General features: G+C 46.7%; 21 protein-coding genes. 9 read left to right on the forward strand and 12 right to left on the reverse strand.

Annotated features, from left to right (window positions below; all coding sequences use genetic code 11):
* Nucleotides 1–61: 61 nt before the first annotated feature.
* From betB to R7Z77_RS08160, 10 genes are all read right to left on the reverse strand, one after another.
* Nucleotides 62–1,522: a betaine-aldehyde dehydrogenase gene (gene betB, locus R7Z77_RS08115; protein WP_064354705.1), complete on the reverse strand. Its 1,461-nt coding sequence runs from the start codon at nucleotides 1,520–1,522 to the stop codon at nucleotides 62–64.
* A gap of 18 nt (nucleotides 1,523–1,540) precedes the next feature.
* Entirely contained in the window at nucleotides 1,541–2,140 is a 600-nt protein-coding gene (betI, locus tag R7Z77_RS08120) for a transcriptional regulator BetI (RefSeq protein WP_017820329.1), read from the reverse strand.
* A 605-nt stretch (nucleotides 2,141–2,745) separates the two neighbouring features.
* Complete coding sequence (locus tag R7Z77_RS08125) at nucleotides 2,746–4,767, reverse strand: tetratricopeptide repeat-containing diguanylate cyclase (RefSeq protein WP_372430189.1); 2,022 nt, start codon at nucleotides 4,765–4,767, stop codon at nucleotides 2,746–2,748.
* Between the two features lie 462 nt (nucleotides 4,768–5,229).
* The gene (locus tag R7Z77_RS08130) at nucleotides 5,230–5,988 is read right to left on the reverse strand and encodes an SDR family oxidoreductase (protein ID WP_005373217.1); all 759 of its coding nucleotides are present in this window, start codon (nucleotides 5,986–5,988) and stop codon (nucleotides 5,230–5,232) included.
* Nucleotides 5,989–5,997: 9 nt separating this feature from the next.
* Entirely contained in the window at nucleotides 5,998–6,894 is an 897-nt protein-coding gene (gene mmsB, locus R7Z77_RS08135; protein WP_064354703.1) for a 3-hydroxyisobutyrate dehydrogenase, read from the reverse strand.
* Nucleotides 6,895–6,913: 19 nt separating this feature from the next.
* Complete coding sequence (locus R7Z77_RS08140) at nucleotides 6,914–8,044, reverse strand: enoyl-CoA hydratase/isomerase family protein (protein WP_318136638.1); 1,131 nt, start codon at nucleotides 8,042–8,044, stop codon at nucleotides 6,914–6,916.
* A 10-nt stretch (nucleotides 8,045–8,054) separates the two neighbouring features.
* The gene (locus R7Z77_RS08145) at nucleotides 8,055–8,831 is read right to left on the reverse strand and encodes an enoyl-CoA hydratase (RefSeq protein ID WP_064354701.1); all 777 of its coding nucleotides are present in this window, start codon (nucleotides 8,829–8,831) and stop codon (nucleotides 8,055–8,057) included.
* A gap of 49 nt (nucleotides 8,832–8,880) precedes the next feature.
* On the reverse strand, nucleotides 8,881–10,035 hold the full coding sequence (locus R7Z77_RS08150; RefSeq protein WP_005373226.1) for an acyl-CoA dehydrogenase family protein: 1,155 nt from the start codon (nucleotides 10,033–10,035) through the stop codon (nucleotides 8,881–8,883).
* Between the two features lie 93 nt (nucleotides 10,036–10,128).
* Nucleotides 10,129–11,622 (reverse strand): CoA-acylating methylmalonate-semialdehyde dehydrogenase, encoded by a 1,494-nt coding sequence (locus R7Z77_RS08155; RefSeq protein WP_318136639.1) that lies wholly within the window; start codon nucleotides 11,620–11,622, stop codon nucleotides 10,129–10,131.
* Nucleotides 11,623–11,692: 70 nt separating this feature from the next.
* The gene (locus R7Z77_RS08160; RefSeq protein WP_005382666.1) at nucleotides 11,693–12,871 is read right to left on the reverse strand and encodes a thiolase family protein; all 1,179 of its coding nucleotides are present in this window, start codon (nucleotides 12,869–12,871) and stop codon (nucleotides 11,693–11,695) included.
* Between the two features lie 209 nt (nucleotides 12,872–13,080).
* Here R7Z77_RS08160 and R7Z77_RS08165 point away from each other — a divergent pair, with 209 nt between their 5' ends.
* From R7Z77_RS08165 to R7Z77_RS08195, 7 genes are all read left to right on the forward strand, one after another.
* Entirely contained in the window at nucleotides 13,081–13,467 is a 387-nt protein-coding gene (locus R7Z77_RS08165; protein WP_005373242.1) for a MerR family transcriptional regulator, read from the forward strand.
* A gap of 45 nt (nucleotides 13,468–13,512) precedes the next feature.
* Nucleotides 13,513–14,682 (forward strand): isovaleryl-CoA dehydrogenase, encoded by a 1,170-nt coding sequence (locus R7Z77_RS08170; protein ID WP_213967560.1) that lies wholly within the window; start codon nucleotides 13,513–13,515, stop codon nucleotides 14,680–14,682.
* A gap of 114 nt (nucleotides 14,683–14,796) precedes the next feature.
* Nucleotides 14,797–16,404, forward strand: a complete 1,608-nt coding sequence (locus R7Z77_RS08175) for a carboxyl transferase domain-containing protein (protein ID WP_054574658.1) — start codon at nucleotides 14,797–14,799, stop codon at nucleotides 16,402–16,404.
* 105 nt (nucleotides 16,405–16,509) lie between these two features.
* Nucleotides 16,510–17,292 carry an enoyl-CoA hydratase-related protein gene (locus tag R7Z77_RS08180; RefSeq protein ID WP_054576066.1) on the forward strand — a complete coding sequence of 261 codons (783 nt, stop codon included), beginning with the start codon at nucleotides 16,510–16,512 and terminating at the stop codon, nucleotides 17,290–17,292.
* Nucleotides 17,285–19,333, forward strand: a complete 2,049-nt coding sequence (locus tag R7Z77_RS08185; protein WP_213967561.1) for an acetyl/propionyl/methylcrotonyl-CoA carboxylase subunit alpha — start codon at nucleotides 17,285–17,287, stop codon at nucleotides 19,331–19,333. The genes R7Z77_RS08180 and R7Z77_RS08185 overlap by 8 nt, the downstream gene beginning before the upstream one ends.
* Complete coding sequence (locus R7Z77_RS08190) at nucleotides 19,314–20,216, forward strand: hydroxymethylglutaryl-CoA lyase (protein ID WP_005382683.1); 903 nt, start codon at nucleotides 19,314–19,316, stop codon at nucleotides 20,214–20,216. The genes R7Z77_RS08185 and R7Z77_RS08190 overlap by 20 nt, the downstream gene beginning before the upstream one ends.
* 173 nt (nucleotides 20,217–20,389) lie before the next feature.
* Nucleotides 20,390–20,710: a DUF1840 domain-containing protein gene (locus R7Z77_RS08195; RefSeq protein ID WP_005373256.1), complete on the forward strand. Its 321-nt coding sequence runs from the start codon at nucleotides 20,390–20,392 to the stop codon at nucleotides 20,708–20,710.
* A 98-nt stretch (nucleotides 20,711–20,808) separates the two neighbouring features.
* Here R7Z77_RS08195 and R7Z77_RS08200 read toward each other — a convergent pair whose 3' ends face one another.
* A complete protein-coding gene (locus tag R7Z77_RS08200; RefSeq protein ID WP_262599015.1) occupies nucleotides 20,809–21,675 on the reverse strand; it encodes a mechanosensitive ion channel family protein in 867 nt (288 codons plus the stop codon).
* A 338-nt stretch (nucleotides 21,676–22,013) separates the two neighbouring features.
* On the opposite strand from R7Z77_RS08200, the gene R7Z77_RS08205 reads away from it, so the two are divergent.
* Complete coding sequence (locus R7Z77_RS08205; RefSeq protein WP_213891425.1) at nucleotides 22,014–22,562, forward strand: sugar O-acetyltransferase; 549 nt, start codon at nucleotides 22,014–22,016, stop codon at nucleotides 22,560–22,562.
* Nucleotides 22,563–22,571: 9 nt separating this feature from the next.
* Here R7Z77_RS08205 and R7Z77_RS08210 read toward each other — a convergent pair whose 3' ends face one another.
* Nucleotides 22,572–24,005, reverse strand: a complete 1,434-nt coding sequence (locus tag R7Z77_RS08210; protein ID WP_213960690.1) for a PLP-dependent aminotransferase family protein — start codon at nucleotides 24,003–24,005, stop codon at nucleotides 22,572–22,574.
* Between the two features lie 136 nt (nucleotides 24,006–24,141).
* Between R7Z77_RS08210 and R7Z77_RS08215 the strand changes: the two genes are divergently transcribed.
* A complete protein-coding gene (locus tag R7Z77_RS08215) occupies nucleotides 24,142–25,506 on the forward strand; it encodes a cytochrome ubiquinol oxidase subunit I (RefSeq protein WP_064354697.1) in 1,365 nt (454 codons plus the stop codon).
* The last annotated feature ends 9 nt before the right edge of the window (nucleotides 25,507–25,515 follow it).

The following is a 25,515-nucleotide window of genomic DNA, read 5'->3' on the forward strand; positions in this document are numbered from 1 at the left end:
ACAACGTAGTTATCGAGCATTTTAACAAGCTAAAGTGGTCAGTTATCTACTATGAGTAGTATCATTTGTAAGGGCTTTCGAAGTCGCTTAGCTGAACCAGAACACTCTTCGTTTGTGTGTAATGTTTAAGGGTTTCGACTCCGTTTTCACGGCCAACACCTGATTGCTTGTAGCCGCCAACTGGCATTTCTGCAGGTGAGTCACCCCATGTGTTCACCCAACAAATACCCGCTTGAACTTGATGGATCACACGGTGCGCACGAGATAGGTTTTGAGTAAATACACCTGCCGCTAAGCCATAATCGGTGCCATTTGCACGCGCAATCACTTCCGACTCATCGCGGAATTTCAGAACTGACATTACCGGGCCAAAGATTTCTTGTTGAACGTGGCTCATGTCATCATCGCAATCGACAAATACGGTTGGAGCAACAAAGTTACCATTAGCTAGGCCATTGTCTGTTACTTTGTAGCCGCCAGTCAGTAACGTCGCGCCACTCGCTTTCGCGGCTTCAATCGCTCCTAGAACTTTCGATTCATGATCTTTAGAGATTAGCGCGCCAATTTGCGTGTTCTCATCAAGCGGATCGCCGACGACTAACAACTCGGTTCGGGCTTTAAGCTGTGCGATAAAGTCGTCATAAATACCTTCATGGACAAATACACGTGTACCGTGCGTACAAACCTCACCTTGGGTGTAGAAGTTCGCCACCATGGCCGCAGAAACGGCATCGTTTAACTTCGCATCATCAAAAATAATCAGTGGAGACTTACCACCAAGCTCCATCGTTACTTGTTTTAGTGTCTTAGCGCTGTCACTCATGACGACTTTACCGGTGCCTGACTCACCCGTGAATGACACTTTTGCGATATCAGGATGCGCCGTTAGCATCTGTCCTACTCGGTAATCCCCTTGCACGACATTAAATACGCCATCTGGCATGCCCGCTTCTGAATAAATTTCGGCGAGCTTAAGCGCCGTTAATGGTGTTTCTTCTGATGGCTTGAAGATCATTGCGTTGCCCGCAGCCAGTGCTGGCGCCGATTTCCACATCGCAATTTGAATTGGATAATTCCAAGCGCCAATACCCGCGCAAATGCCCAATGGCTCACGACGTGTATAGAAAAACTGATCGTCGCTGAGCGGCTGCTGTTCACCTTGTAGACTTGGAGCAAGGCCAGCGTAGTACTCAAGAACATCGGCACCTGTTGTGACATCAACCGCGATAGCTTCTTGAATGGGCTTACCAGTATCTGCCACTTCCAATGCAGCCAACTCGTCATTACGCTCACGTAAAATGGCAACGGCTTTGTGTAAAATACGGCTGCGCTCAATCGCAGTCATCGCCGACCATGCAGCAAAACCTTTTTTTGCCGATTCAATCGCTGCTTGAAGATCGTCTTGGTTCGCTTGTTTAATGTTGGCCAATGGCTCACCATTCGCCGGATTGTAAGTGGTGAAGTGTTCATCTGAACACCCGTCGTACATCGCACCATTGATATAGTGTGCTTTCATTTCCATTTTGAAGACCTGTAACTTTTATATTTTTTCAGAATAAAACGTAAGTTGTTTTTCGAGATAATCGTTGATGATGATTCTCGCTCTTTCTGCATCAATGCCTTGCGGGTTGAGCGTTCCGCGCAGCCAAATTCCATCAATAAGTGATGCAATACCATGAGCAACCAATTCAGCCTGCTCTGCATTTAATAATGCTTTGAGTTCTTTTCTTAGGTGGGACAATAGACGTCGTTCGTTGACACGCTGTAAACGCTTGAGCTGCTCGTCATGCATTGAGTACGACCAAAACGCCAGCCAAGTCTTAGCAACTTGGTTTTCTGCCTGATAGCCGACAAAGTTACCGTCAATGATTGCATTAATTCTTTGGTGATGAGCATCACTTGGCAGCTCACGTAACTTCTGTGTGATAGTGGACGAAAGCTGACGCAAGATTTCTCGCATCGTTTCCTCCAGCAATCCGTGCTTACCACCGAAATAGTGGTTGATAATCCCCGTTGATACACCGGCTTCTTTGCTGATTAACGAAATACTCGCCGCGTGTAAACCGACTCTATCAATCACTGACATTGTCGCTTTCACAAGCTGCGGTTTTCTGATTTCAGGCATCCCCACCTTTGGCATTTTGCGTCCCTGTTATTTTTAATTGAACGGTTAGTTAAATATAAAATGCCTGAAAATTAATTCGAACTCAAATTATTTTTAAAGAAAAATGTTAGTAAAAAAGGATGAAAAGTTGAGGGTGTACGAAAAATCGCTCGGTAAGAACTTGTCGGGATAACTAGATTTCAGTTTAAGAACAAACAAACAAGAAAAACAAAATCAAATACTTAACTCTTTCTCTATTTTTAAAACGATGATGAACGAGTTGATTTTTGAACAACAAAAATCTGTGCCACAAAAAATTTATATCGACCACTAATCATTTCACCTGTACACGGTTTATTTGTACAAAGAATAGACACACTAGTTTGTTATAGTTTTGTAGACACAACTGGCATTCGCACTTTGAAGGTGAAGGAGGCAAAAAGAGAGGTTATGTTGAACGCCATGAATATGCGATTCGATATCCTTAAGCCATTTTTAAGTAATATCGCCAAGTGACTTTAAGATGTTAGATTCAGCGTTTTATATTCGAAGCAAGGATCTCAAAGTCACTTGGCTATCAAAGTAAATGGGAGGGATAAGTTCAGATTCATCGTGCGATGAGCCTGAACTCTTGATTTCTGTTACGCTAGCGAGCGACCTTTCACGCAGTTGCGTCCGTTCGCTTTCGCTTGATAAAGCAATTTATCGGCCTGATCGCAAAGTGATTTAAAGCTCATCTCATTATCTTCAGTGGTAACGACTCCAAAACTACAGGTCACTCTCACTTCTTCTTTCTGTTCCGTAACAAAGCCATGTAGGGATAAAGCGCTACGTAAACGTTCGGCAGTAATAAGGGCGTTTTCATGGTCTGTATTGGGCATAACAACAACAAACTCTTCACCACCAAAGCGAGCAACAATGTCGTTTTCACGTACAGTTTCCTCCAACACTTTGGCAACGCCCGTTAGTACGGTATCTCCAAACACATGCCCATAGGTATCATTTACCTGCTTGAAATAATCCACATCGATTAACGCTAAAGTTACTGGCCCCGATTGTGGTTTATTTGGCACCATTTTCTGTTTATCGAGTTTGCTATCTACCCATTTATTTAAAGCTAGATAACCGTACTTAACTTGCTCGACTTGCTCAAAAACAAAGTGTTGTATTTTTTCTTGCTTAGATTGAGGTACCGGTTTCTCTTTTCGCTCACGCCTCACTTCTACTGGCTTAGTGAACCAGTCCTCTAAAAAACGGCGATTGAACAACCCCGTCAATGTGTCTGTCTTTGCGAGGCGACGCATTCTCAAACGCGAGCGATTGACGACGAGAAATACTACCGCCATCAAAAATAGAACACCGATGAGCGCAAGTAGCGCTTCACCCAATAAGTAAAAAGTACGACGGTTATTTTCTAGCTCCATACGCTGCAAAACATTGTTCCAGTTGAGATCTTCGTTCTCATATTCAAGTCGTTCCAACTCAAATAACGTCTGCTGGCGCTCAAGATTTTCAACTTCTCTTTGATTGCTAAATTGGATAAATTTATCGTGATAGTTACCGTAAGTTTCGAATGCTAGTTTAAAGTCATTGCTTCCCGCATAGGCCATAGCGGCGACTTTTAGTAGCTCCATTTGCTGTTGCTTGACGTATCGACTCTCTATAATCTCCGGCAGCATTGGCGCGATCATCGCTAAAAGTATTTCAAATTGCTGCTGCTCTAACATATATTCGGCTTGTAACAACTTAAATGTTGCCAAATACGCGCTAGACGTTTCTCTGTACTGTAAATTCTCCGCCAGCTTCAAGTGATTAACCATCTTCTTTTCTTGTTTCGTCTCGCGATATAAAGCTGCAAGTTCAAGGTTAACTCGAAATCTAAAGCGTCCATCACCGATAATTTGAGCCAGCTTTAACGCTCGCTGATATGACGCTATCGCCTCTTCGTATTGGAACTGTGCTTTATGAAGTTTCGCTATCGTCAAAACGCTCAACAACTCATTGAACGACATACGCCTATCCCTAAAATAGCGATATGCTTGTTCCAAAAGCGCCTCAGATCGGTCGTAACCCTGAATTTTGACAAGTACGTCACCTAGCTCTAGTGCTGCACGTTCGACCAGCCCGTGAACACCTGAAGATTCAGCCGCATCCATGGACGACATAAGTGCAGCATAGGATTTTTTAAACTCACCTTGCTCATCGTAATAGCGTCCTTTTAGCAACAGGATTTCTGATTCAAGTTGCTTATCACCATTCTCACGCGATGTTTCCAACAAGCTATCCAACGCAGAAAGCGCGGTATCGATATCGCTCTTTCCAACCATAGTTCGCATCTGAATCAACTTAAACAGGAGATACTCATGGCTCTGTGGACGTACAAGCTCCAATCCTTTTTGAACGACACTCTGACTCTCTTCTACGCGCCCTAGCAGCTCTAAAACCGTGGCCTTGGCAAGCCAGTAACGCACCAACAGCGCTGTTGGTTGGTTTTGTAGTAAAGACTCTTCTTCTAACGCTTCAATCAAAGCTAAAGAACTCTGAGGTAATGCGTAAATTTGATTTTCGATGCCTTCTAACGACTGTAAAAACTTACCTTCCTGTTCCACCTTTTCTGTGGAGGCCTGAACAGAAAAACACAGACACCCCAATAATAGCGGCATCGTCCTAAGCGAATGAAATAGTGACATTATTGCTCTTCCCTAATGGGTAGTTACTTCAGTGTAATTGAGAATTCTGATTATTTATTATTAAGACAACTGAAGGTTATTCAGTCAGCCTCATATTCCCATGTATTTTGCGCTGAATAATAAATCACCATCTTTAGATGCCGAAATAGTTTTCGGTTACAATATGACCAATAAGAATGTTTTTTACACACCAAGAATAACGATCTCGTTAGTGAGACAAAAGATCGTCTTAGTTGTGAGTTAATACATTTACATGACAAGCAATATAGAACTAACCATTCACATTAGAAATAGAATCAATTTTTATACCGTTCGATGAGATAGCAGTCGACCATGCATCCAATACATTTTTCAGATAGAAGCAATAAAAGAAAGGAGAAAGTGGAAGGAAGCGGACAATCAAACTCGCTCCCCTTTTTTATGTTGCAGAGGGGGTTACATTCGCATTCCGCCATCGACTTCGAACACTCGTCCGGTCACGAATTCGTTGGTTAACACGTATTTTATGGTCGATGAAATTTCATCCGCCAAACCTAAACGTCCAACCGGAATCATTCCGATTAAACGTTCCATCGCTTCAGGTTTTATTTGGTCTGTCATGGCAGTTTTGATGACACCCGGAGCAATCGCCACTGAGCGAATTCCGAAACGCCCTAACTCTTTCGCCCACACCGTTGCCATGGTGGCTACCGCCGCTTTAGATGCTGAATAGTTGGTTTGACCAATATTCCCGGCACGCGCAACGCTGGATATGTTGATCAGAACCCCTTTGCTATCGGTGTTCAGCATTACCTTGCTCGCTTCACGGCCACACAGGAAAGTGCCTGTTACATTCACATCTAGAACAGACTGAAATTGTTCCAGCGACATCGTGTTAACCTGACCATCTTTGACTTTAATGAACATACCATCACGCATAATACCTGCGTTATTGATAACGCCATTGAGCTGCTTGAAATCTGCCTCAATTTGCTCAAAAGCAGTGCACACCTGCTGTTCGTCAGTCACGTTCGTCACATAAAAACGAGCGGTAACGCCGAGAGATTCACATTCCGCTTTCGTTTCAGCCAGTTGATCTGAATTGAGGTCGATAAGCGCAAGATGAACGCCATTTTCCGCCAGTGACAGTGCCATTTGTTTACCCAGCCCCTGCCCTGCCCCCGTGATCGCAATGACCTTATTTGCTAACTCCATAAGCGCTCCTTAGGCCTGATTTTGCTTTTGGTAGAACTCAAACAAGCTTGAAAAATCTTTTTGCCCGTTGCCCTGACCGTTGTGAAAATTAAACAGATTACGAGCCAAGCTGCCCATTGGCGTTGATGTTTGACTGGCAACCGCCGCTTCCATCGCAAGACCCAGATCTTTAGCCATTAACTGGCTCATAAAGCCGCCTTGATAACCATTGCTTGCAGGCGTATTTTCCATCACACCTGGACAAGGGTTATAAAGCTCTAGCGCCCAGTTACGCCCTGAACTTTGCAACATGATGTCGGAAAGCACTTTGGGATCGAGTCCGTTTTCCATCCCTAAATTTAGTGCTTCACAGGTGCCGCTCATCAAAATGCCCAACATCATGTTATTGCAGATCTTCGCGACCTGACCAGCTCCAACATCGCCCGCATGGAAGATGTTTTTACCCATGTGGCTAAGCACCGCTTTGGCTTGAACAAAGTTCTCTTGCGAGCCGCCAACAATGAAAGTTAACGTACCTGCTGCTGCGCCCGCAACGCCACCAGATACTGGTGCATCAACAAAACTGATACCAAGTTGCGATGCTTTTTCGCCAACCAAACGAGCAGTCACCGGATCGATGGTGGAAGAATCAATCAGCAAGGTACCTGATTCGACGCTATCTAAGATGCCATCTTGACCAAGATAAACGCTTTGAACGTGTTGGCTCGCTGGCAGCATAGTGACAACCACGTCAACACCTTGTACTGCCTGCTGAACGGAATCGGCACTTGAAGCGCCCAATGCGGTCAACTCCTCAACTGCGCTTGGGTTCAAATCAAATACTTCGACATTCAAGCCCGCTTTGAGTAGATTCTTAGCCATAGGCGCACCCATGTTACCAAGGCCAATAAATGCAATTTTGTCCATATCGTATTTCTTCCTTGTACTAAAGTGCCGCTATAGCTACCGACGATGCGGTCAGTGGGTATTCTGCTGAGTCAATTGGCGAGAAGAAGCGCTCCAAAACTTGTGGCGTTACGTCAGAAACCGTGCGATGTTGCCAAGTCGGTTGATTGGTTTTATCAATAATCAGCGCACGAACCCCTTCTCTAAAATCACCTTCTAAGCCACAACGTAGTGTTAGGTTAAACTCCATATCAAAACACGCTTTCAAAGAGAGATTTTGATACTGCGTTAACTGCTGATAAGTGATACTGAGCGACAACGGACTGCCATAGTTCAGTGACTTCTGCGCATTGACGAACCACTTGTTATCAACGTTAGCACTGCTGATTGCGTCAACAATTGACGCTAAGTCACCCGAACATAACTGCTCAATCAATTCCGCATAGGGCATCAACATCCCTTCGCTTGGCTCGTCCACGTGTACCGAACGCAGCGTAGTAGCGATTTTTTCGTTGATGTTCGCTTCACCTTTCCAACTTACCGATGCAAGCAGATCCAGCAGCACTTGCTTGTTTTCTGGCTGTGCAATCCATTGGCTTAACCCCAACGCTTTCATATCTGTTGCGCTAATTTGGCAAGCCGTCAAACTTAAGAACAGAGCCAAATGTTTTGGCAACTGGTTTAGGAAGTACGTCGCGCCTACATCTGGGTAAAGGCCAATTTTAATCTCTGGCATTGCAAAGCGGGTGGTGGTTTCTGCTACGCGATGACTTGCGCCCATAAACAGGCCAACTCCCCCGCCCATCAAATAACCATCTCCCCACGCGATGATCGGTTTTGGATAAGTATGAATAAGATGATCACAGCGATATTCGAGGTCAAAGAAGGTTTCCATCGCTGAAAACGCAGAATCAAAGTCTTGCTCTTTGTTTTCAAGTGCACGGTAGATCGCTTGAATATCTCCGCCAGCACAAAACGCTTTTTCACCTTGAGCATGCAAGAATACCGCGACGACGCTGTCGTCCGTTTGCCATTCATTAAGCTGTTTGTACAACTTCTCAATCATCACGTAACTCAACGCGTTGAGAGCAGCTGGATTATCAAGCTCCAGCACACCAATAACAGAGCCATCTGCGCACTCAAGTTTTGAAACATTTACTGTACCTGTCATTTGGCCTCCGCTAGCTGTTTGTCCATTGTGGCTTGCGCTTTTGCAAAAACGCATTCACACCCTCAGTCTGATCTTGTGTATTGAACAGCTGTAAAAACAGTTCACGCTCCAAAACCAATCCAGCCGCGTGAGTTTGGCTGCGTCGACCTTGAATGAGCGTTTTGCACGCTGACACAGATTTCGGTGATTGACCTGCAACACGCTGCGCTAGTTCCATAGCCGCTTCGAGTGCTTGACCTTTCGCCACCACCTCTTCGACTAAACCAATTTTTTCCGCTCGCTCGGCCGTCACTCGTTCGCCACATAGAATCATACGCTTCGCCCAACCTTCACCTACCAACGCGGTCAGGTTTTGCGTCCCACCCGCACACGGCAACAAACCTACCGATGCTTCAGGAAGTGCCATTTGTACTTGTTCTTCTGCGATACGAATGTCACACGCCATCGCCACTTCCAGACCGCCGCCCATCGCATAGCCATTAATCGCTGAGATAGAAACCCCATCGAATGCAGAAAGCGCTTCAAACGCTTCACCAAATGCGAACGCCATGTTTGCTGCTTGTGATTTATCACCCGATGCAAAGTTATTAAGATCTGCTCCAGCAGAAAAGAATTTCTCGCCTTCGCCTGTTAAAACCAACGCATAAATAGAGCGATCATTACTAAGTTCAATTGCCAACTCTTTTAGCTGATTCAAAGACTCAAGCGTCCAAGTGTTCGCTGGCGGATTACTAATCGTGAGCTTGGCAATATGCGCTTCGCGCTCTAATTTGATTTGTGCCGTCATAATCTTTCAGTCCTTTTTAATTTCTTTAGGTAAGGCTGTGTCTCGCTGACTAAAGCAGCTCAACGCCTTCCGTTAGTAATCGTCTTGCGACGATCAGACGCATGATTTCGTTGGTACCTTCAAGGATTTGGTGAACACGAACGTCTCGGAAATGGCGCTCGACTGGATATTCTTTGATGTAGCCATAGCCACCGTGAATTTGCAGCGCCTGATCGCAGACTTTAAAGCCCACATCAGTAGCAAAGCGTTTTGCCATGGCACAGTACGCACTTTTTTCTGCGTGCTGGGCATCGAGTTTAGCGGCAGCGAGTCGCACCATTTGACGCGCAGCGACCAGCTCAGTCGCCATATCAGCAAGCTTGAACTGCAACGCTTGAAATTGCGCCAGTGAACGGCCGAACTGTTTGCGTTCGTTCATGTATTGCTTGGCTTCGTTCAGTGCTTGTTGCGCAGTACCGACGGAACAAGTAGCGATATTGATTCGACCACCATCAAGGCCAAGCATGGCGAACTTAAAGCCCTCTCCCTCTTCACCCAACAGATAGTCAGCCGGAATGCGGACATTTTCGAAGGTAATCATGCGAGTTGGCTGGCAGTTCCAACCCATTTTGGCTTCTTTTTTACCGTAGCTAATGCCTTCGCAATCAGCAGGAACAACGAATGCAGAAACGCCACCCGCTCCTTCACCACACGAACGCGCCATCACGACGAGAACATCTGTATCACCCGCACCCGAGATAAACACTTTTGCTCCATTGAGGACAAACTCATCGCCATCACGCACTGCGCTAGTCGTTAGAGAAGCGGCGTCAGAGCCGGCATTAGGTTCGGTTAAACAGTAGGAAGCGAGCTTTTCACCCGAAATTAGATCCGCGCTAAATTGCTGCGCCACTTCGGCTTTGGCAAAGCTGGTTATCATCCACGTCGCCATGTTGTGAATGGTCATAAACGCAGTAGTCGCGGTACAACCCATAGCCAACTGCTCGAAAATGATCGCCGCATCCAAACGAGATAACCCCAAGCCACCATGCTCTGGCGGCGTATAGATGCTCAGAAAACCAAGTTCACCTGCTTGACGCAGTACGTCTTTAGGGAAATGATGGTTTTCATCCCACTCGGCCGCATGAGGCGCTAACATTTGGTCTGCAAACTGCTTTGCTACTTCGGCAAACGCGAGTTGATCTTCGTTTAATTCAAAATCCATCTTGAAGTCCTAAGGTCTAATTCGTTGCATTTGTATCCGAGCCAAGCCCACTTAAACGGTGGCGCTTGGCTAGAGGTGTCGCTAATCCAGTAATTAGCTAAGTTGAATGGTCATGTTTGGACCGCTTGGAATGTCATCTTCAAACCAACGCGCGGTGACAGTTTTCGTCTCGGTGTAGAAGCGAACCGCTTGTTTACCGTAAGCATGCAGGTCGCCGTAGAAGCTGCCTTTCCACCCAGTAAATGAGAAAAATGGCAATGGCACTGGAATCGGCACGTTGATGCCTACGTTACCTACTTCGATATTGTGTTGATACTTTCTCGCGGCAGCGCCGTTCGCCGTGAAAATAGACGTACCATTACCAAAGCGGTTTGCATTGATCAGTTCAATCGCTTCATCTAGGTCATCCACTTCCATAGTTAACAGTACAGGCCCGAAAATTTCTTCCTGATAAATCGACATGTCTGTGGTCACGTTAGTAAACAGTGTTGGCCCCACCCAGTTACCGTTCGGGAAGCCAGGTACTTGGCAATCTGTCCCGTCCAGAACACAATTCGCGCCTGACGCTTTGCCTTCATTAATCAGATTCACCACTCGCTGCTTCGCTTGAGGGCTAATCAGTGGACCATAACCAGCGGTTTCATCATCCCACGCGCCAGGCTGAACCTGAGCTAACGCCTCTTTAAGCTCTGGAATCCATTCTTTGGTTTCGCCGACAAATACGGCAACCGAAATAGCCATACAGCGTTGGCCCGCAGCACCAACTGACGCGCCAACTAGGTTATTGATGACTTGCTGTTTGTTTGCATCCGGCATGATGACCATGTGGTTCTTAGCACCTGCAAATGACTGCACGCGTTTCAGGTTGTCTGTACCTGTTTTGTAGATGTACTCACCAACGGGCACAGAGCCAACAAAAGAGATCGCACGAACAACTGGCTCAGTCAGAATGCGGTCGACTTGCTCTTTGGTCCCGTGAACAACTTGCAATACGCCTTTTGGTGCACCAGCTTGTTCAAATAGCTCTGCCAATTTCATTGCAGTCAGCGGAACTTGTTCCGAAGGTTTTAGAATAAAGGTGTTGCCACAAGCGATCGCCATCGGGAACATCCACAATGGGATCATCGCAGGGAAGTTAAAGGGTGTGATGCCAGCACAAACACCGAGCGGTTGAATGTAAGAGTAACCATCAATATTGGTCGCGACATTTTCCACCGTTTCGCCCATCATTGAGCTACAAATGTTCGCCGCTTGTTCTACGACTTCAATCCCACGCCAAATGTCACCCTTTGCATCCGCGAGGGTTTTGCCTGTCTCACTTGAAAGCAGTATCGCCAACTCATCGTGTTGCTCTTTTAGCAGATGTTGGTAACGCAACATCAATCTAGCACGCTCCGGCGCTGCAACTTCTTTCCAGCGTTTGAACGTTTCTGTTGCGCTGGCAATCGCCGCATTCATTTCCGACTCCGTGGCACAAGGTACTTGTGCAATCACTTCGTTGGTTGCCGGGTTGGTTACATCTAGCCATTGTTTTGAATCGGAGATGGCAAATTCACCACCGATATACTGCTTTACTTGTTCTGTCATGATGACATCCTTGTATTTTTCAGCTTGTTACTGACTACTGTTATGTAAGTGAAACTTTGTTGAGAGTGATTTAGCAGATTTCAATCGCGATAGCGGTAGCCTCACCACCACCAATACAAAGCGATGCAACGCCACGCTTACCACCAGTTTGTTTTAGCGCATGAATCAAAGTGACAAGGATTCGATTGCCACTTGCGCCTATTGGATGCCCCAGCGCACAAGCCCCTCCGCGAGGGTTCACTTTGCTCTCGTCCAGTTCGAGTGCTTTCACCGCGTATTGAGTCACAACAGCAAAAGCTTCATTGATTTCCCAAAGGTCCACGTCCGATTTGTCCCAGCCCGTTTTTTCCAGCAGCGATTCAATCGCGAAGACTGGTGCGATGGTGAACTCATCAGGCTGTCTTGCATGCGAGCTGTACGCGACAATTTTGGCTAGAGGCTGAAGGTTTTCCTGACGACCAAACTCACTATCGACTAAGATCATTGCCGACGCACCATCCGAAATGGAACTAGAGTTTGCTGCGGTTACGCCGCCATCTTTGGCAAACGCAGGGCGTAAGGTAGGAATTTTAGTGACGTCGAGTTTGCTCGGTTGCTCATCATCTACAACCAAGGTTTCGCCGCGCCGACTTTTTACGTTAACAGGCACGATCTCTTCTTTGAACAAACCTTGCTCGATTGCTTGCTGCGCACGAGTCACCGACTGCTGCGCCCAGGCATCCATACTTTCACGGCTGAACTGATACTTTTGCGCCGTCTGTTCTGCAAAGACACCCATCAGCTCGCCTTGGTAGGCATCCTGCAAACCGTCATAAAACATGTGATCAAGCACTTGCTCGTGACCTAAACGGAAACCATCACGCGCTTTCTTTAATAGATAAGGAGAAGACGACATGTTTTCCATGCCACCAGCGATGACAGCATGCGCATTGCCAGATTGAATAAGGTCATATGCCAGCATGACGGTTTTCATACCCGATCCACAAACTTTGTTCAGTGTCGTACAACCAATCGATTGTGGCATTTCAGCTTTAAGACTTGCTTGTCTTGCAGGCGCTTGCCCCACACCGGCGGGTAAAACGCACCCCATCAACACTTCGTCTATTTTGTGCACATCGAGTTGGCTTTCGGCTAGCGCCCCTTGAATGGCTCTCGCACCGAGTTCCGTGACATCTGTTGAAGCTAATGCACCTTGAAAAGAGCCGATAGGCGTTCGCTTAGCGGCAACAATCCATGTTTCATTTTTCATTCCATTAACCTTTTGTTGACGTTTACGTCATAACTATACTAACATTTACGTTAACGTCAAGTTTGAGGTTATTGTTTGTTCGAGTGATTCTTTGATTTCGAGTAAATGCGAGTGATATCAAGGCTCAAGAGTGGATTTTGTTTGTTTACTTTAACGTTAACGAATTGTATATTCATGTAAATGTTATACGAAAGTCGTAAGGTTAAGGAATGAACACATTTAAGATCAGCGAGCTCGCGAAAGAGTTCGACATTACTACTCGAAGCATTCGCTTCTACGAAGATTTAGGTCTCCTAACTCCAGAACGTAAAGGCAACACTCGAATCTACAATGGTCGTGATCGAATTCGACTAAAACTGATTTTGCGAGGTAAGCGATTGGGCTTTTCTCTTGCAGATATCAAAGAGTTATTTGAACTCTACGATACCGATCAAAGTACTGAGCAGTTGAACTATATGATTCGGTTGATCGAAGAGAAGAAGGCAGCATTGCAACAGCAAGCAAACGACATTCAAGCGGTAATGATGGAGTTAAATGCTGCGCAGTTGCGATGCCAAAACACACTGAGATCCATGAAAGGCGAAAAAGTCACCTAACACCTCAACTCTGGGATGTAGGTGACGTAAAGGCAAGGACACGCAATGAAATCTACCTACTCTTCCCTGAACTTTGTTTATGACGAAAATACCGATTTGCTTCGCGAGCAAATCAATAGTTTTGCTGCAAGAGAAATTGCGCCGCTAGCGCAATCTATCGACCAAACTAACGACTTTCCAAACCATCTTTGGTCCAAATTAGGTGACATGGGTCTTTTAGGTGTGACCACCAGCGAAGAGTTTGGTGGTGCAGGCATGGGCTATCTCGCCCACGTTATCGCTATGGAAGAAATCAGCCGAGCATCCGCTTCGGTTGCGTTAAGTTACGGCGCTCACTCCAACCTTTGCGTCAACCAAATCCACCGTAACGGCACACAAGCGCAAAAAGAGAAATACCTACCTAAGCTCATCTCCGGTGAACATATCGGCGCCCTTGCTATGAGTGAACCCGGCGCCGGCTCTGATGTGGTCTCTATGCAGCTTAAAGCCGAACGTAAAGGCGCTATTTTCCTATTAAATGGCAACAAAATGTGGATCACCAACGGCCCTGATGCACACACCTATGTTGTCTACGCAAAAACCGACCCAAGCCAGCACTCCAAAGGCATCACGGCGTTTATTGTGGAACGCGGATTCCCTGGATTTACTCAAGCACAAAAACTCGACAAGTTGGGTATGCGCGGCTCGAATACGTGTGAGCTGGTCTTCCAAAACTGCGAAGTCCCTGCGGAAAATATTCTCGGCGAAGAAAACCAAGGCGTGAAAGTATTGATGAGCGGCCTCGACTACGAACGTGTGGTGCTTGCAGGCGGCCCACTTGGCATCATGCAGGCGTGTATGGATATCGTTGTGCCTTACATTCACGACCGTAAACAGTTCGGTAAATCCATCGGTGAATTCCAGCTAGTTCAAGCAAAAATCGCGGATATGTACACACAAATGAATGCCGCTAAAGCGTATGTTTACGCCGTCGCTGCCGCTTGTGATCGCGGTGAAACCACACGTAAAGATTCTGCTGGCGCGATCCTCTACAGCGCAGAGCTGGCAACCAAGATGGCACTGGATGCGATTCAACTACTTGGCGGTAACGGCTACATCAACGAGTTTGATACGGGCCGTTTGTTGCGAGATGCCAAGCTGTATGAAATCGGTGCGGGCACTTCAGAAATTCGCCGCATGCTTATTGGTCGCGAATTGTTTAACGAAAGCGCCTAATCAACATACCTAGGCGTTCTGAATCTAAATAAATTCCTTATTCAACCTAAATCTTATTCAACATAGATAAAGGCGGGTGGTGTCACCCGTCTACCGAATGGAGATCGGCTATTTATGGCTTGTTTGACGACCAATATTAATACCCACTCAGAGCAGTATCAGGAAAACTACCGCTCTATGGCGTCACTTGTAGATCAACTTTATACCGTGACTGCCCAAATAGAAGATGGTGGCGGTGAGAAAGCCCGCGAGCATCAGCAGAAGAAAGGCAAACTTCCGGTACGTGAGCGCATTCTTGCCCTACTCGACCCTGGTTCGTCCTTTCTAGAAATTGGTCAATTTGCTGGCTGGGATGTGTATCCAGATTACGTTCCATGTGCTGGAGTGGTTGCCGGTGTGGGTGTAATTGACGGCAATGAGTGCATGATCGTCGCGAACGACGTGACGGTAAAAGGCGGCAGTTACTACCCACTCACCGTGAAAAAGCACTTAAGAGCACAAGAAATTGCAGAAAAATGCCAACTGCCGTGTGTTTACTTAGTCGACTCTGGCGGCGCTAACCTACCCCGCCAAGATGAGGTATTCCCAGATAAAGACCATTTTGGCCGTATTTTCTACAACCAAGCCCGTATGTCGGCCAAAGGCATTCCACAAATTGCGGTGGTCATGGGGCTATGTACCGCTGGCGGCGCTTATGTTCCTGCGATGTGTGATGTTTCCATCATAGTCAAAGAACAAGGTACGATTTTCTTGGCAGGTCCACCTCTTGTAAAAGCAGCGACAGGTGAAGAAGTCAGCGCGGAAGATCTTGGTGGCGCAGACGTTCACTGTCGCACCTCTGGTGTGGCGGACTATTACGCAGAAAATGATCACCACGCGTTAGAGTTGGCAAGACAAGCGGTTTCACAAATCAACCACTTGAAACCCGTTCAACTCAAGCAAAAAGCACCTCAGGAACCACGTTTTCCTGCCCAAGAGCTGTACGGCATCGTCGGAACCGATCTTAAAAAGCCGTTTGATGTTAAAGAGGTCATTGCCCGAATTGTTGATGATTCCCAGTTCGATGAATTTAAAGCCTTGTTCGGCGAAACCTTGGTCTGTGGCTTTGCCCATATTCACGGTATGCCGATTGGCATTGTCGCTAACAACGGCATTCTATTTTCGGAATCAGCACAAAAAGGCGCGCATTTTATTGAGCTGTGCGCACAACGCAAAATTCCTCTGCTCTTCTTGCAGAACATCACGGGCTTTATGGTCGGTCAGAAGTACGAAGCCGAAGGCATCGCCAAACATGGTGCGAAAATGGTAACTGCTGTTGCGTGTGCAGACGTGCCGAAGTTTACCGTGGTTATTGGTGGATCGTATGGCGCAGGAAACTACGGCATGTGTGGCCGCGCTTATGATCCAACCATGATGTGGATGTGGCCAAACGCGCGCATCTCCGTCATGGGTGGAGAGCAAGCGGCTGGCGTGATGGCGCAAGTGACCCGCGATATCAAAACTCGCAAAGGTGAAAGCTGGAGCGCGGAGGAAGAAGAAGCGTTCAAACGTCCAATTGCGGAGCAATATCAGACTCAAAGCCATGCGTATTACGCCAGTGCTCGCCTGTGGGACGATGGCATTATTGATCCTGCAAAAACCCGTGATGTTGTCGGCATTGCTCTGTCTGCTGCGCTTAATGCGCCGATACCAGACAGCAAATTTGGCATCTTCCGTATGTAGTCGGATGCAAGGCAAACCTTAACTCCTCGCAAACACCGATGTTTATACAAGTAACGGTTAGCGAGCATTGGAATAGAGACTGAAATGTCAGACAAAGGAAGTCACATGACCGGACTACTGCTTGAAAAAGACAGCAATGGCGTTGCTTGGTTGAGCCTCAATCGACCAGAAAAACACAACGCGTTTAATGACGCATTGATTGCCTCACTAATTGAGACACTAGAACAGCTCGAAAAGGACGACTCTCTCCGTGCACTGGTGTTTACTGCACAGGGAAAACACTTTTCTGCGGGAGCAGATCTGGGCTGGATGCAGTCAATGGCAACCAAAACCGAGGGTGAAAACCTGCAAGATGCACAGCAACTAGCAAAACTTTTGCATACGCTGGATACCTTTAGCAAACCAACCATTGCTATGGTGCACGGCGCTGCATTTGGCGGCGCGCTTGGGCTTATCTGCTGCTGCGATATCGCTATTGGTACACCTGAAAGCCGCTTCTGTTTGAGTGAAGTGAAGCTCGGTTTGTTACCCGCCACCATCGGACCTTACGTAATCCGAGCGATTGGACAAAGACAGAGCCGACGCTACTTTTTAACCGCGGAACTGATTGATGCCGAAACCGCACTATCGATGAGTATTCTTCATCAGATAGACGCTCAACCACGTGAAGCCGTCAATCGCACCATTGATCACCTGCTTAACAACAGTCCACAAGCCATGCAGGCAGCAAAAGCACTCTGCTTACGTTGTGACAATCAACCTATCGATCACTCATTAATTGAATACACCAGCCAAGCTATTGCAACCGCTCGCGTGTCCAGCGAAGGACAAGAAGGACTAGCTGCATTTTTTGAAAAGCGCGCCGCCAATTGGAGGAATCATGTTTAAAAGAATACTGATCGCAAACCGCGGTGAAATTGCCTGCCGAATCATTAAAACCGCAAAAAGCATGGCTATAGAGACGGTTGCCGTCTATTCCGAAGCGGATCGCAGCAGCTTACATGTTAAACAAGCGGATTTCGCTGAATTCATTGGCCCCGCTCCGGCGAGTGAATCGTATCTCGATATCGATGCGATTATCGGCGCTGCGAAAAAATGGCAAGCCGATGCTATCCACCCTGGGTATGGTTTTCTTTCCGAGAACCCGAAACTGGCGAAAGCGTGCAGCGAAAATGGCATCGCCTTTATTGGCCCTTCCACCAGCGCAATTGAAGCAATGGGTTCGAAGTCGCACGCCAAAGCCATCATGTCTGAGGCGAACGTGCCCTTGGTTCCCGGCTATCACGGCACAGACAACAGCGTAGAGCACTTATTAGCGGAAGCTGAAAAAATCGGTTACCCAGTGATGCTTAAAGCAACCCAAGGGGGTGGCGGTAAAGGCATGCGAGTAGTCAATAGCGCAGCCGAAATGCCTCTGGCCATCGACGGTGCGCAGCGTGAAGCACTTTCAAGCTTTGGCGATAAGCAGCTTCTAATCGAAAAATGTATATTGCAGCCTCGCCACGTTGAAGTTCAGGTATTTGCTGACCAACATGGCAACTGTGTCTATCTTTCTGATCGCGATTGCTCCATTCAACGCCGTCACCAAAAAGTAGTCGAAGAAGCACCAGCTCCCGGTCTTAGTGATGAACTGCGTAAACAAATGGGTGAAGCTGCGGTTCAGGCCGCTCAAGCGATCGACTATGTTGGCGCTGGCACGGTGGAGTTCTTACTCGATAGCCGAGGTCAATTCTACTTCATGGAGATGAATACCCGTCTGCAAGTTGAACACCCTGTCACTGAATTGATCACCGGCGTTGATTTGGTGGAGTGGCAATTCAAAGTCGCAGCTGGCGAGCATTTACCTATTTCGCAATCTGAAATCACCCACAACGGTCATTCAATTGAGCTGCGAATTTACGCAGAAGATACAGACAATGACTTTATGCCGTCGACTGGCCGCATTGACTACTTAAAAGAACCCGTATCAGACAGTAATGTGCGCCTAGCGTACGTACGAGTTGATAGCGGTGTTACCCAAGGCGATAGCATCAGCGAATATTACGATCCAATGATCAGCAAGCTGATCGTCTGGGGGCAAACTCGTGATATCGCTCTAAAGCAGCTTAAGCAGGCGTTAACTCAATATCACGTACGTGGCGTAACGACAAACATTGGTTATCTGCACAGCATTATTTCGCAGCCAGCCTTTGCAGAGATTGAGCTTGATACAGGTTTCCTCGTCACACATCAACAAGGCATAAATGAGCAGCAAGACGTGTCGGATTCAATCTGGCTTACATTGGCGGCGGTTGCTCGCTGGAATGATCTGATTTCAAAATCAGACAGCTCAACGTTACCCGCGCCAACCAAACGAGGTTTTAGACTGTCGGTTGACAACGTTTACCGATTTAACTTCACGGATGCCAATGCCAACCATCAAGTACGTTTGCAACAATCATCGCAAGATACAGGATCTCACTTCACTGTCCGATGCGGTGAGGAGCTGCATCAGGTCATCCTGCTTGAAAGTGACAACCAATTTATCGTCGATATTGATAATGTGCGTTACACCTTTAATGCACTTAGCGATGAACAAAGAACAACACTATTTTATCTTGGTCAGCAGCGCACGTTCGCTCATCAACCTAACTTTGACTCTGCAAAAGATGTAGATGATGAACTAAGTCCAACCGCACCACTCAACGGCATAATTTCAGCAGTTATGGTGGCTAAAGGTGACGAAGTGGCGGCGGGCGATCCGCTTTTGGTACTCGAAGCAATGAAAATGGAATACACCATCACGGCTCCGGTCGCAGCAACAGTCGACGAATTGTTTTATCAGCACGGGGACCAAGTACAGCACGGTTCCATACTGCTGAATTTGTCTTTGATATCGGATAACGTCAGTGAAGATAAGGAGCGCGAATATGCTACCAGCGAAGGTTAATATCGTCGAAGTCGGCGCTCGTGATGGTCTGCAAAATGAAACGGCAGTGACGCTGGTTGATAAAATCCGTTTGATTAACCAACTAAGCAGCAGTGGCTTAAAGCATATTGAGGCGGGATCTTTCGTCTCTCCAAGGTGGGTGCCTCAAATGGCCGATTCCGATCAGGTGTTTGCTGGTATCTCAAAAAAGCCTGACGTGGTTTATAGCGCGCTCACACCAAATCTCGCAGGGTTAGAACGTGCGCTGGAAAGCGGTGTAAAGCGAATTGCGGTGTTTGGCTCCGCTTCAGAAACGTTCAGCCAGAAGAACATCAACTGCAGCATTACCGAAAGTCTCGCTCGATTTGAACCCGTTATCGAATTGGCGAACCAGCACAACATTCCTGTACGCGGGTACTTGTCTTGTACCATGGTGTGTCCATATGAGGGAGTAATCAAGCCAGAGCAAACTACCAAGGTCGCCAATACGTTGTTTGATATGGGATGTTATGAGATTTCGCTCGGTGATACTGTCGGTAAAGCAACGCCTAATCGCGTTATCGCCATGCTGGATTCGTTGTTAACGCTACTGCCAAAAGACGCGCTCGCGGTACATTTTCATGACACCTATGGACAAGCTTTAGCCAATATTTACCAAGCCTTGTTAATGGGCATCAACACCATTGATAGTGCGGTTGCTGGTTTGGGCGGCTGCCCTTACGCGAAAGGTGCCAGTGGCAATGTTGCAACGGAAGATGTACTTTATCTGTGTGAGCAACTTGGGATTGAAACGGGCGTTGACCTTAGCGTCATCAATGAAGCGGGTTGGCAAATTTGCCGTGCGTTAGGAAAGTCTCCTGCTTCTAGGGTCGCATTAGCTCTGGGCGATCCGTATAGCTTGTAAATCATCAACAACCAATCAGGTAATGTATTTCAACGGGCATGCAGACGTACGTGCCCGTTTTTTGTTGTTACTCATAAAAACCTTAACGCTCAACAGTCTTCATCACATTAATTAGTGTCTGATTTCAGCTACAATTTAGTTTCAAACCGAACATATAAAACAGGATCAGGTAAATGCTCATAACATTTCGTTGTCGAAGCCACTCAAACGTCACAATGTTTGGTGATATTGCATTAGATATGCTCAAAATGATGGGTCACAGCGGCACGGTGCCGGGATCAATTTCCGCTCAAGATGTTCCTGACGCGCTATCAAGATTAACTTCTGCTCTATCTGCGAAAAATGCAGCTGAAGAAAACCTCCCTACTGATGTAGACGAAGAGGAAGAACAAGCAGAGCCCGCGGTAAGCCTAGGACGCAGAGCGTTTCCACTGATTGAGTTGCTAAAATCAGCAATCAAAGAAGAATGCGAAGTCATGTGGGACAACCAATAACGCCTTCAAACTGGTTTCTAGCGAGGTGAATCCGTGTTGTGACCGCCTCGCTATGGTTACTCGACACCAAGATAAGAACACCAATACCGCTTATCGCCCTATCCGTTTCTCTCCCTAGACAACTTGATTTGCCCATCAATGTGCACATCTCGTTGTGGAAACGCGATTTCAATGCCGTGCTTTTCAAAAGCTTCGTAGATTTCAAAACGCATGGCACTTGCGACCGAGCGAATACCGCCCTCAACCGTTGAGTTAATCCAAAAATAAGATTCGAAGATCAAAGCATTGTCACCAAAGTCTTGAAAAAACACATCTGGCGCTGGCGAACTCAGAACTTGCGCTTGCTGCGAAGTCACTTCCGCCATTAAGGCAGCAACCTGTTTGACATCGCTCCCATACGCGGCGCCGACGACGACCGAGCCACGAACTAATCTGTCGCATAACGTCCAGTTGATCACCACGTTCTCAATCAACTGACTGTTGGGTATGAGCATATGAACACCATCGGTTCGTCTGATTCTCGTTGAACGTGTATTTATTTGCTCGACAGTGCCTTTGGCGCCCTCAACCTCTAAAAAGTCCCCAATTCGAATTGGCTTTTCACCAATCAAAATCCAGCCACTTATGAAGTTGTTAATGATGTTTTGCGCACCAAAACCGAAGCCGATAGCGATGGCACCAGACAGAAAGGCAAACGCGGTAATTGGCACATTGATCATCGAAAGTGTGGTCATAAAAATAATGGCGAGAGCGATGACAAATAATATCCGTTTAACCAAATGAATCACGTTTGGGTCTTTCCCCGATGAAGACATTCTTGACGTAACGGTTTTGATCAAAATTTTTGATAACCATAAAGCGACAATCACCCATGTCGGCACCATCAATATCGCCCATAACGTGATAGGTTGTTCGTTAAAGGTAAACAGTGTTGTTTCTAAAAATGAAATGACCCGTTCGAACATAAAGTGCTCACTCTTGATTCATCGTTGCCAGCAAGCCAGAGCGCATAAGTCTTATATTTTTAGCCCAATCGATAGCGCAAACGGCTCAATTAAGTTCTTCTTATTAACTATATTGTAATCTACGCAAAACGCTTCGAGTGGTTTCCCGCTTTAGCTTCAACACGATTAAGCTATTTAGGGAGCACGTCTTTGTGTACTAAACGAGCCAATCAACCGACTGAATACGCAAGGCAAATCAGTGATAACTTTCTGATTTTTAAGCATCAAATTTTCACTTCGAGTCACTCTCACTTATTATTGTGCACCTTGTTGCAAATAACATTGATGGAATGATTGTTATGTCAGAACTGACTCGGATGCGCTCTGGAGAAACCTATAATTGTCTGGATGAAGAGCTAAAGCTAATGCGCGCCAAAACCGCGCAGCTTGTCTTCCAATTTAACCACGAGCCAAACCCAGATATACGTAGACAACTATTGGCAGAAATGGGCGTCCAATTAGAAAACAGCGCCTGTATAGAGCCACCGCTTCAACTTACCTACGGTTGTCACTTGTCCATCGGGGAAAACTCCTACATCAACTGGGATGCCATTATTCTGGACAATGGGCAGGTTGAGATTGGCGCGAACGTCATGATTGGGCCTAGAGTGCAAATTTACACAGCCGCTCATTCACTCGATACGCAAAGGCGCTTAGCTGGAGATGAGATCGCCAAACCGGTCAACATCGGCAATAACGTTTGGATTGGTGGGGGCGCTATCATACTGCCAGGCGTGACCATTGGCGACCAGGCCATCGTTGGCGCTGGCTCTGTCGTAACCAAAGACGTTGTGCCGGGCGATCGAGTTGTCGGAAATCCGGCGCGCTCCATTAAACCAAAAAACTGAAGAAAGTCGCTATTTCGCCAAATGGTCGCGAATAATATTGGCAAGCAGAATGAGAGCATGAACGTATTTGTCATTGAGCTCAAAAGAAGCGTTAAGACGAATACAGTGATCGTATTGTTCTGTCAGGCTGAACATCTTTCCCGGTGCGATGCTGATATTACCTTTTAGTGCTTCTCGATATATTGGCAAGGCATCAATATGCTTGGGGAGCTCTAACCAAATAAAGTACCCGCCGCTTTGGCTTAACACGTTGACTGCTTCAGGTAACAGCTCACTGAGCAGACCCGTCATCTTACTTTTGCGTTCAAACAGCTTTTTCCGTAACTGCTTCAAATGCAATTCATAATTGCGGCTTGTTAAATAATGCACCAATGTCATTTGCACTGGTGCACTCGTCGCTAATGTACTCATTAGCTGTAACTTTTGTACCTCTAGCGCCCGCTTTCCCGCCGCAACCCAACCAATACGTAGCCCTGCGATTAATGATTTTGAAAATGAGGAGCACAACATGGTATTGCCCGTGTCATCAAACATTCTTAGTGGGTAAACCGAGTCATTCTCAGCATGCAGTTCGCTGTACACATCATCTTCAATTACTGGCACGTTATATCGCTGTGTCAGTTCAATCAGCTTTTGTTTTTTCTCGTTGGAGAGCGTAAAACCCAGAGGATTCTGGAAGTTCGACATCAGCCAGCACGCTTTCACATCATGCGTTTGCAGCGCTCGTTCCAATGAGTCTAGGTCAATGCCCGTGACTGGGTCTGTTCTTACTGAGAGCGCTTTCAAACCTAACCGCTCTAAGGATTGCAAAGCGCCATAGAATGCAGGCGACTCCACAACCACCCAATCTCCCGGTCTTGTACAAGCTTGCAAACTGAGCGTTAACGCCTCCAGCGCGCCTGCCGTAATGACAATTTCATCGGGTGAAATTTCAATGCCTTTCGCAGCATAACGCTTCGCGATGATGGTGCGTAATTGTTCGTTTCCCGGCGGTAAGTTATCAAAGGTGGTGGAAATCGGCATATTGCGAGCGGCTGCGCTCATCGCCCGATTCACGTGATATCGTGGGTACAAACTTGGGTCTGGATAGGCAAAGCCAAAATTGATCATGGATGGATTTTTGCTCGCCTGCAGAACATCAAAGATAAACTCATTGATGTCTACCTGCTCTGTCCACGAAACCGCGGCTGGCGCTTGGGGTTCATTTGAACTCTTAATATTGGGCGCGACTCGATAACCAGATCGCGGCTGTGATGTTACCCAGCCTTGAGATTCCAGAATTTGATACGCGTGCAACACCGTCATCAAGCTCAAACCCGAGTGTTCAGATTGGCGACGCAGAGAAGGCAGCTTGTCACCCGGATGCCATATCCCCGATTTTATCTGCCTTTTAAGCTGTTCCACTAACTCTTGATACTTCGCCAAACGCAAATCCCCTTTCATAAAGCCGAATGCAAAATAATAACACTTCAATATTTAATCTGTTATAGGTTTATAGTCACTGTCTGTACCTACTTCCCTCATTTCACTCCTTTTAAAATAGCTCTCTCATAAAACTTAAAAGATCAAAGGAAGTTTAATGTTTGGCCTCGACGCATTTATGCTTGCACGGATACAGTTCGCCTTTACCGTATCCTTTCATATTATTTTCCCCGCTATCACCATAGGTTTGGCCACCTATCTCGCCGTGTTGGAAGGTTTATGGCTAAAAACACGTAATCCCGATTACCAAAAGCTCTATTACTTCTGGTCGAAAATTTTTGCGGTTAACTTTGGAATGGGTGTTGTATCTGGTCTTGTCATGGCCTATCAATTCGGCACCAATTGGAGTGGTTTCTCCGACTTCGCTGGTTCTATCACAGGCCCATTACTGACTTATGAAGTGTTAACGGCTTTCTTTCTCGAAGCCGGATTTCTTGGCGTAATGCTGTTTGGGTGGCGTCGCGTCGGCGAAAAGCTGCACTTTTTTGCAACCTCGATGGTGGCGTTAGGAACGATCATTTCGACGTTCTGGATTCTCGCCTCCAACAGTTGGATGCAAACGCCACAAGGCTATGAAATTGTCGACGGACGTGTGGTGCCAACCGACTGGTTTGCTATCGTTTTCAATCCTTCATTTCCTTATCGTTTGGCGCACATGAGCGTCGCGGCTTTCGTCAGTTCAGCACTCTTTGTAGGCGCGTCAGCCGCTTGGCATTTATTGAGAGGCAATCAATCGACTGCGGTAAAAACCATGTTTTCGATGTCGCTAGGGATCTTAGTGTTCCTTGCGCCACTCCAAGCCGTGATTGGCGATGTGCATGGGCTAAACACTCTGGAACACCAGCCCGCCAAAATCGCTGCCATCGAAGGACATTGGGATAACAGTGATGGCAAACCAACCCCATTGATTTTGTTCGGCATGCCAAACATGGAACAAGAACGCACAGACTATGCCTTAGAAATTCCTGTTCTAGGAAGTTTGATCCTACGCCACAGTTTAACTGAGCCAATCCCGGCGCTGAAAGACTTTCCGAAAGAGGAACGACCGAACTCACCTATCGTCTTTTGGTCATTTCGAATCATGGTCGGGCTAGGACTTCTGATGATTTTTCAAAGCTTCTACAGCATGTGGTTACGAAAAAAGAACACGCTTTATACCTCGCGTTGGTTCCTCAAATTTTCATTGTTTATGGGGCCATCTGGTCTTATCGCAATACTCGCTGGCTGGTTTACGACAGAGGTTGGTCGACAACCTTGGGTCGTGTATGGCGTACAAAAAACGCGTGATGCGGTTTCTGCACACGGAGACCTACAAATGAGCATCAGCCTGCTGTGTTTCCTTGTTGTGTACAGCTTGGTGTTTGGTTTTGGGTATTACTACATGATCCACCAAATCAAGAAAGGCCCCGATGCAATCGAGCACGATGAGCACGACATGACGACCGTTTCAGGCCGCATCTAGAATTTGTCA

Source organism: Vibrio sp. 1401, from assembly GCF_033340295.1.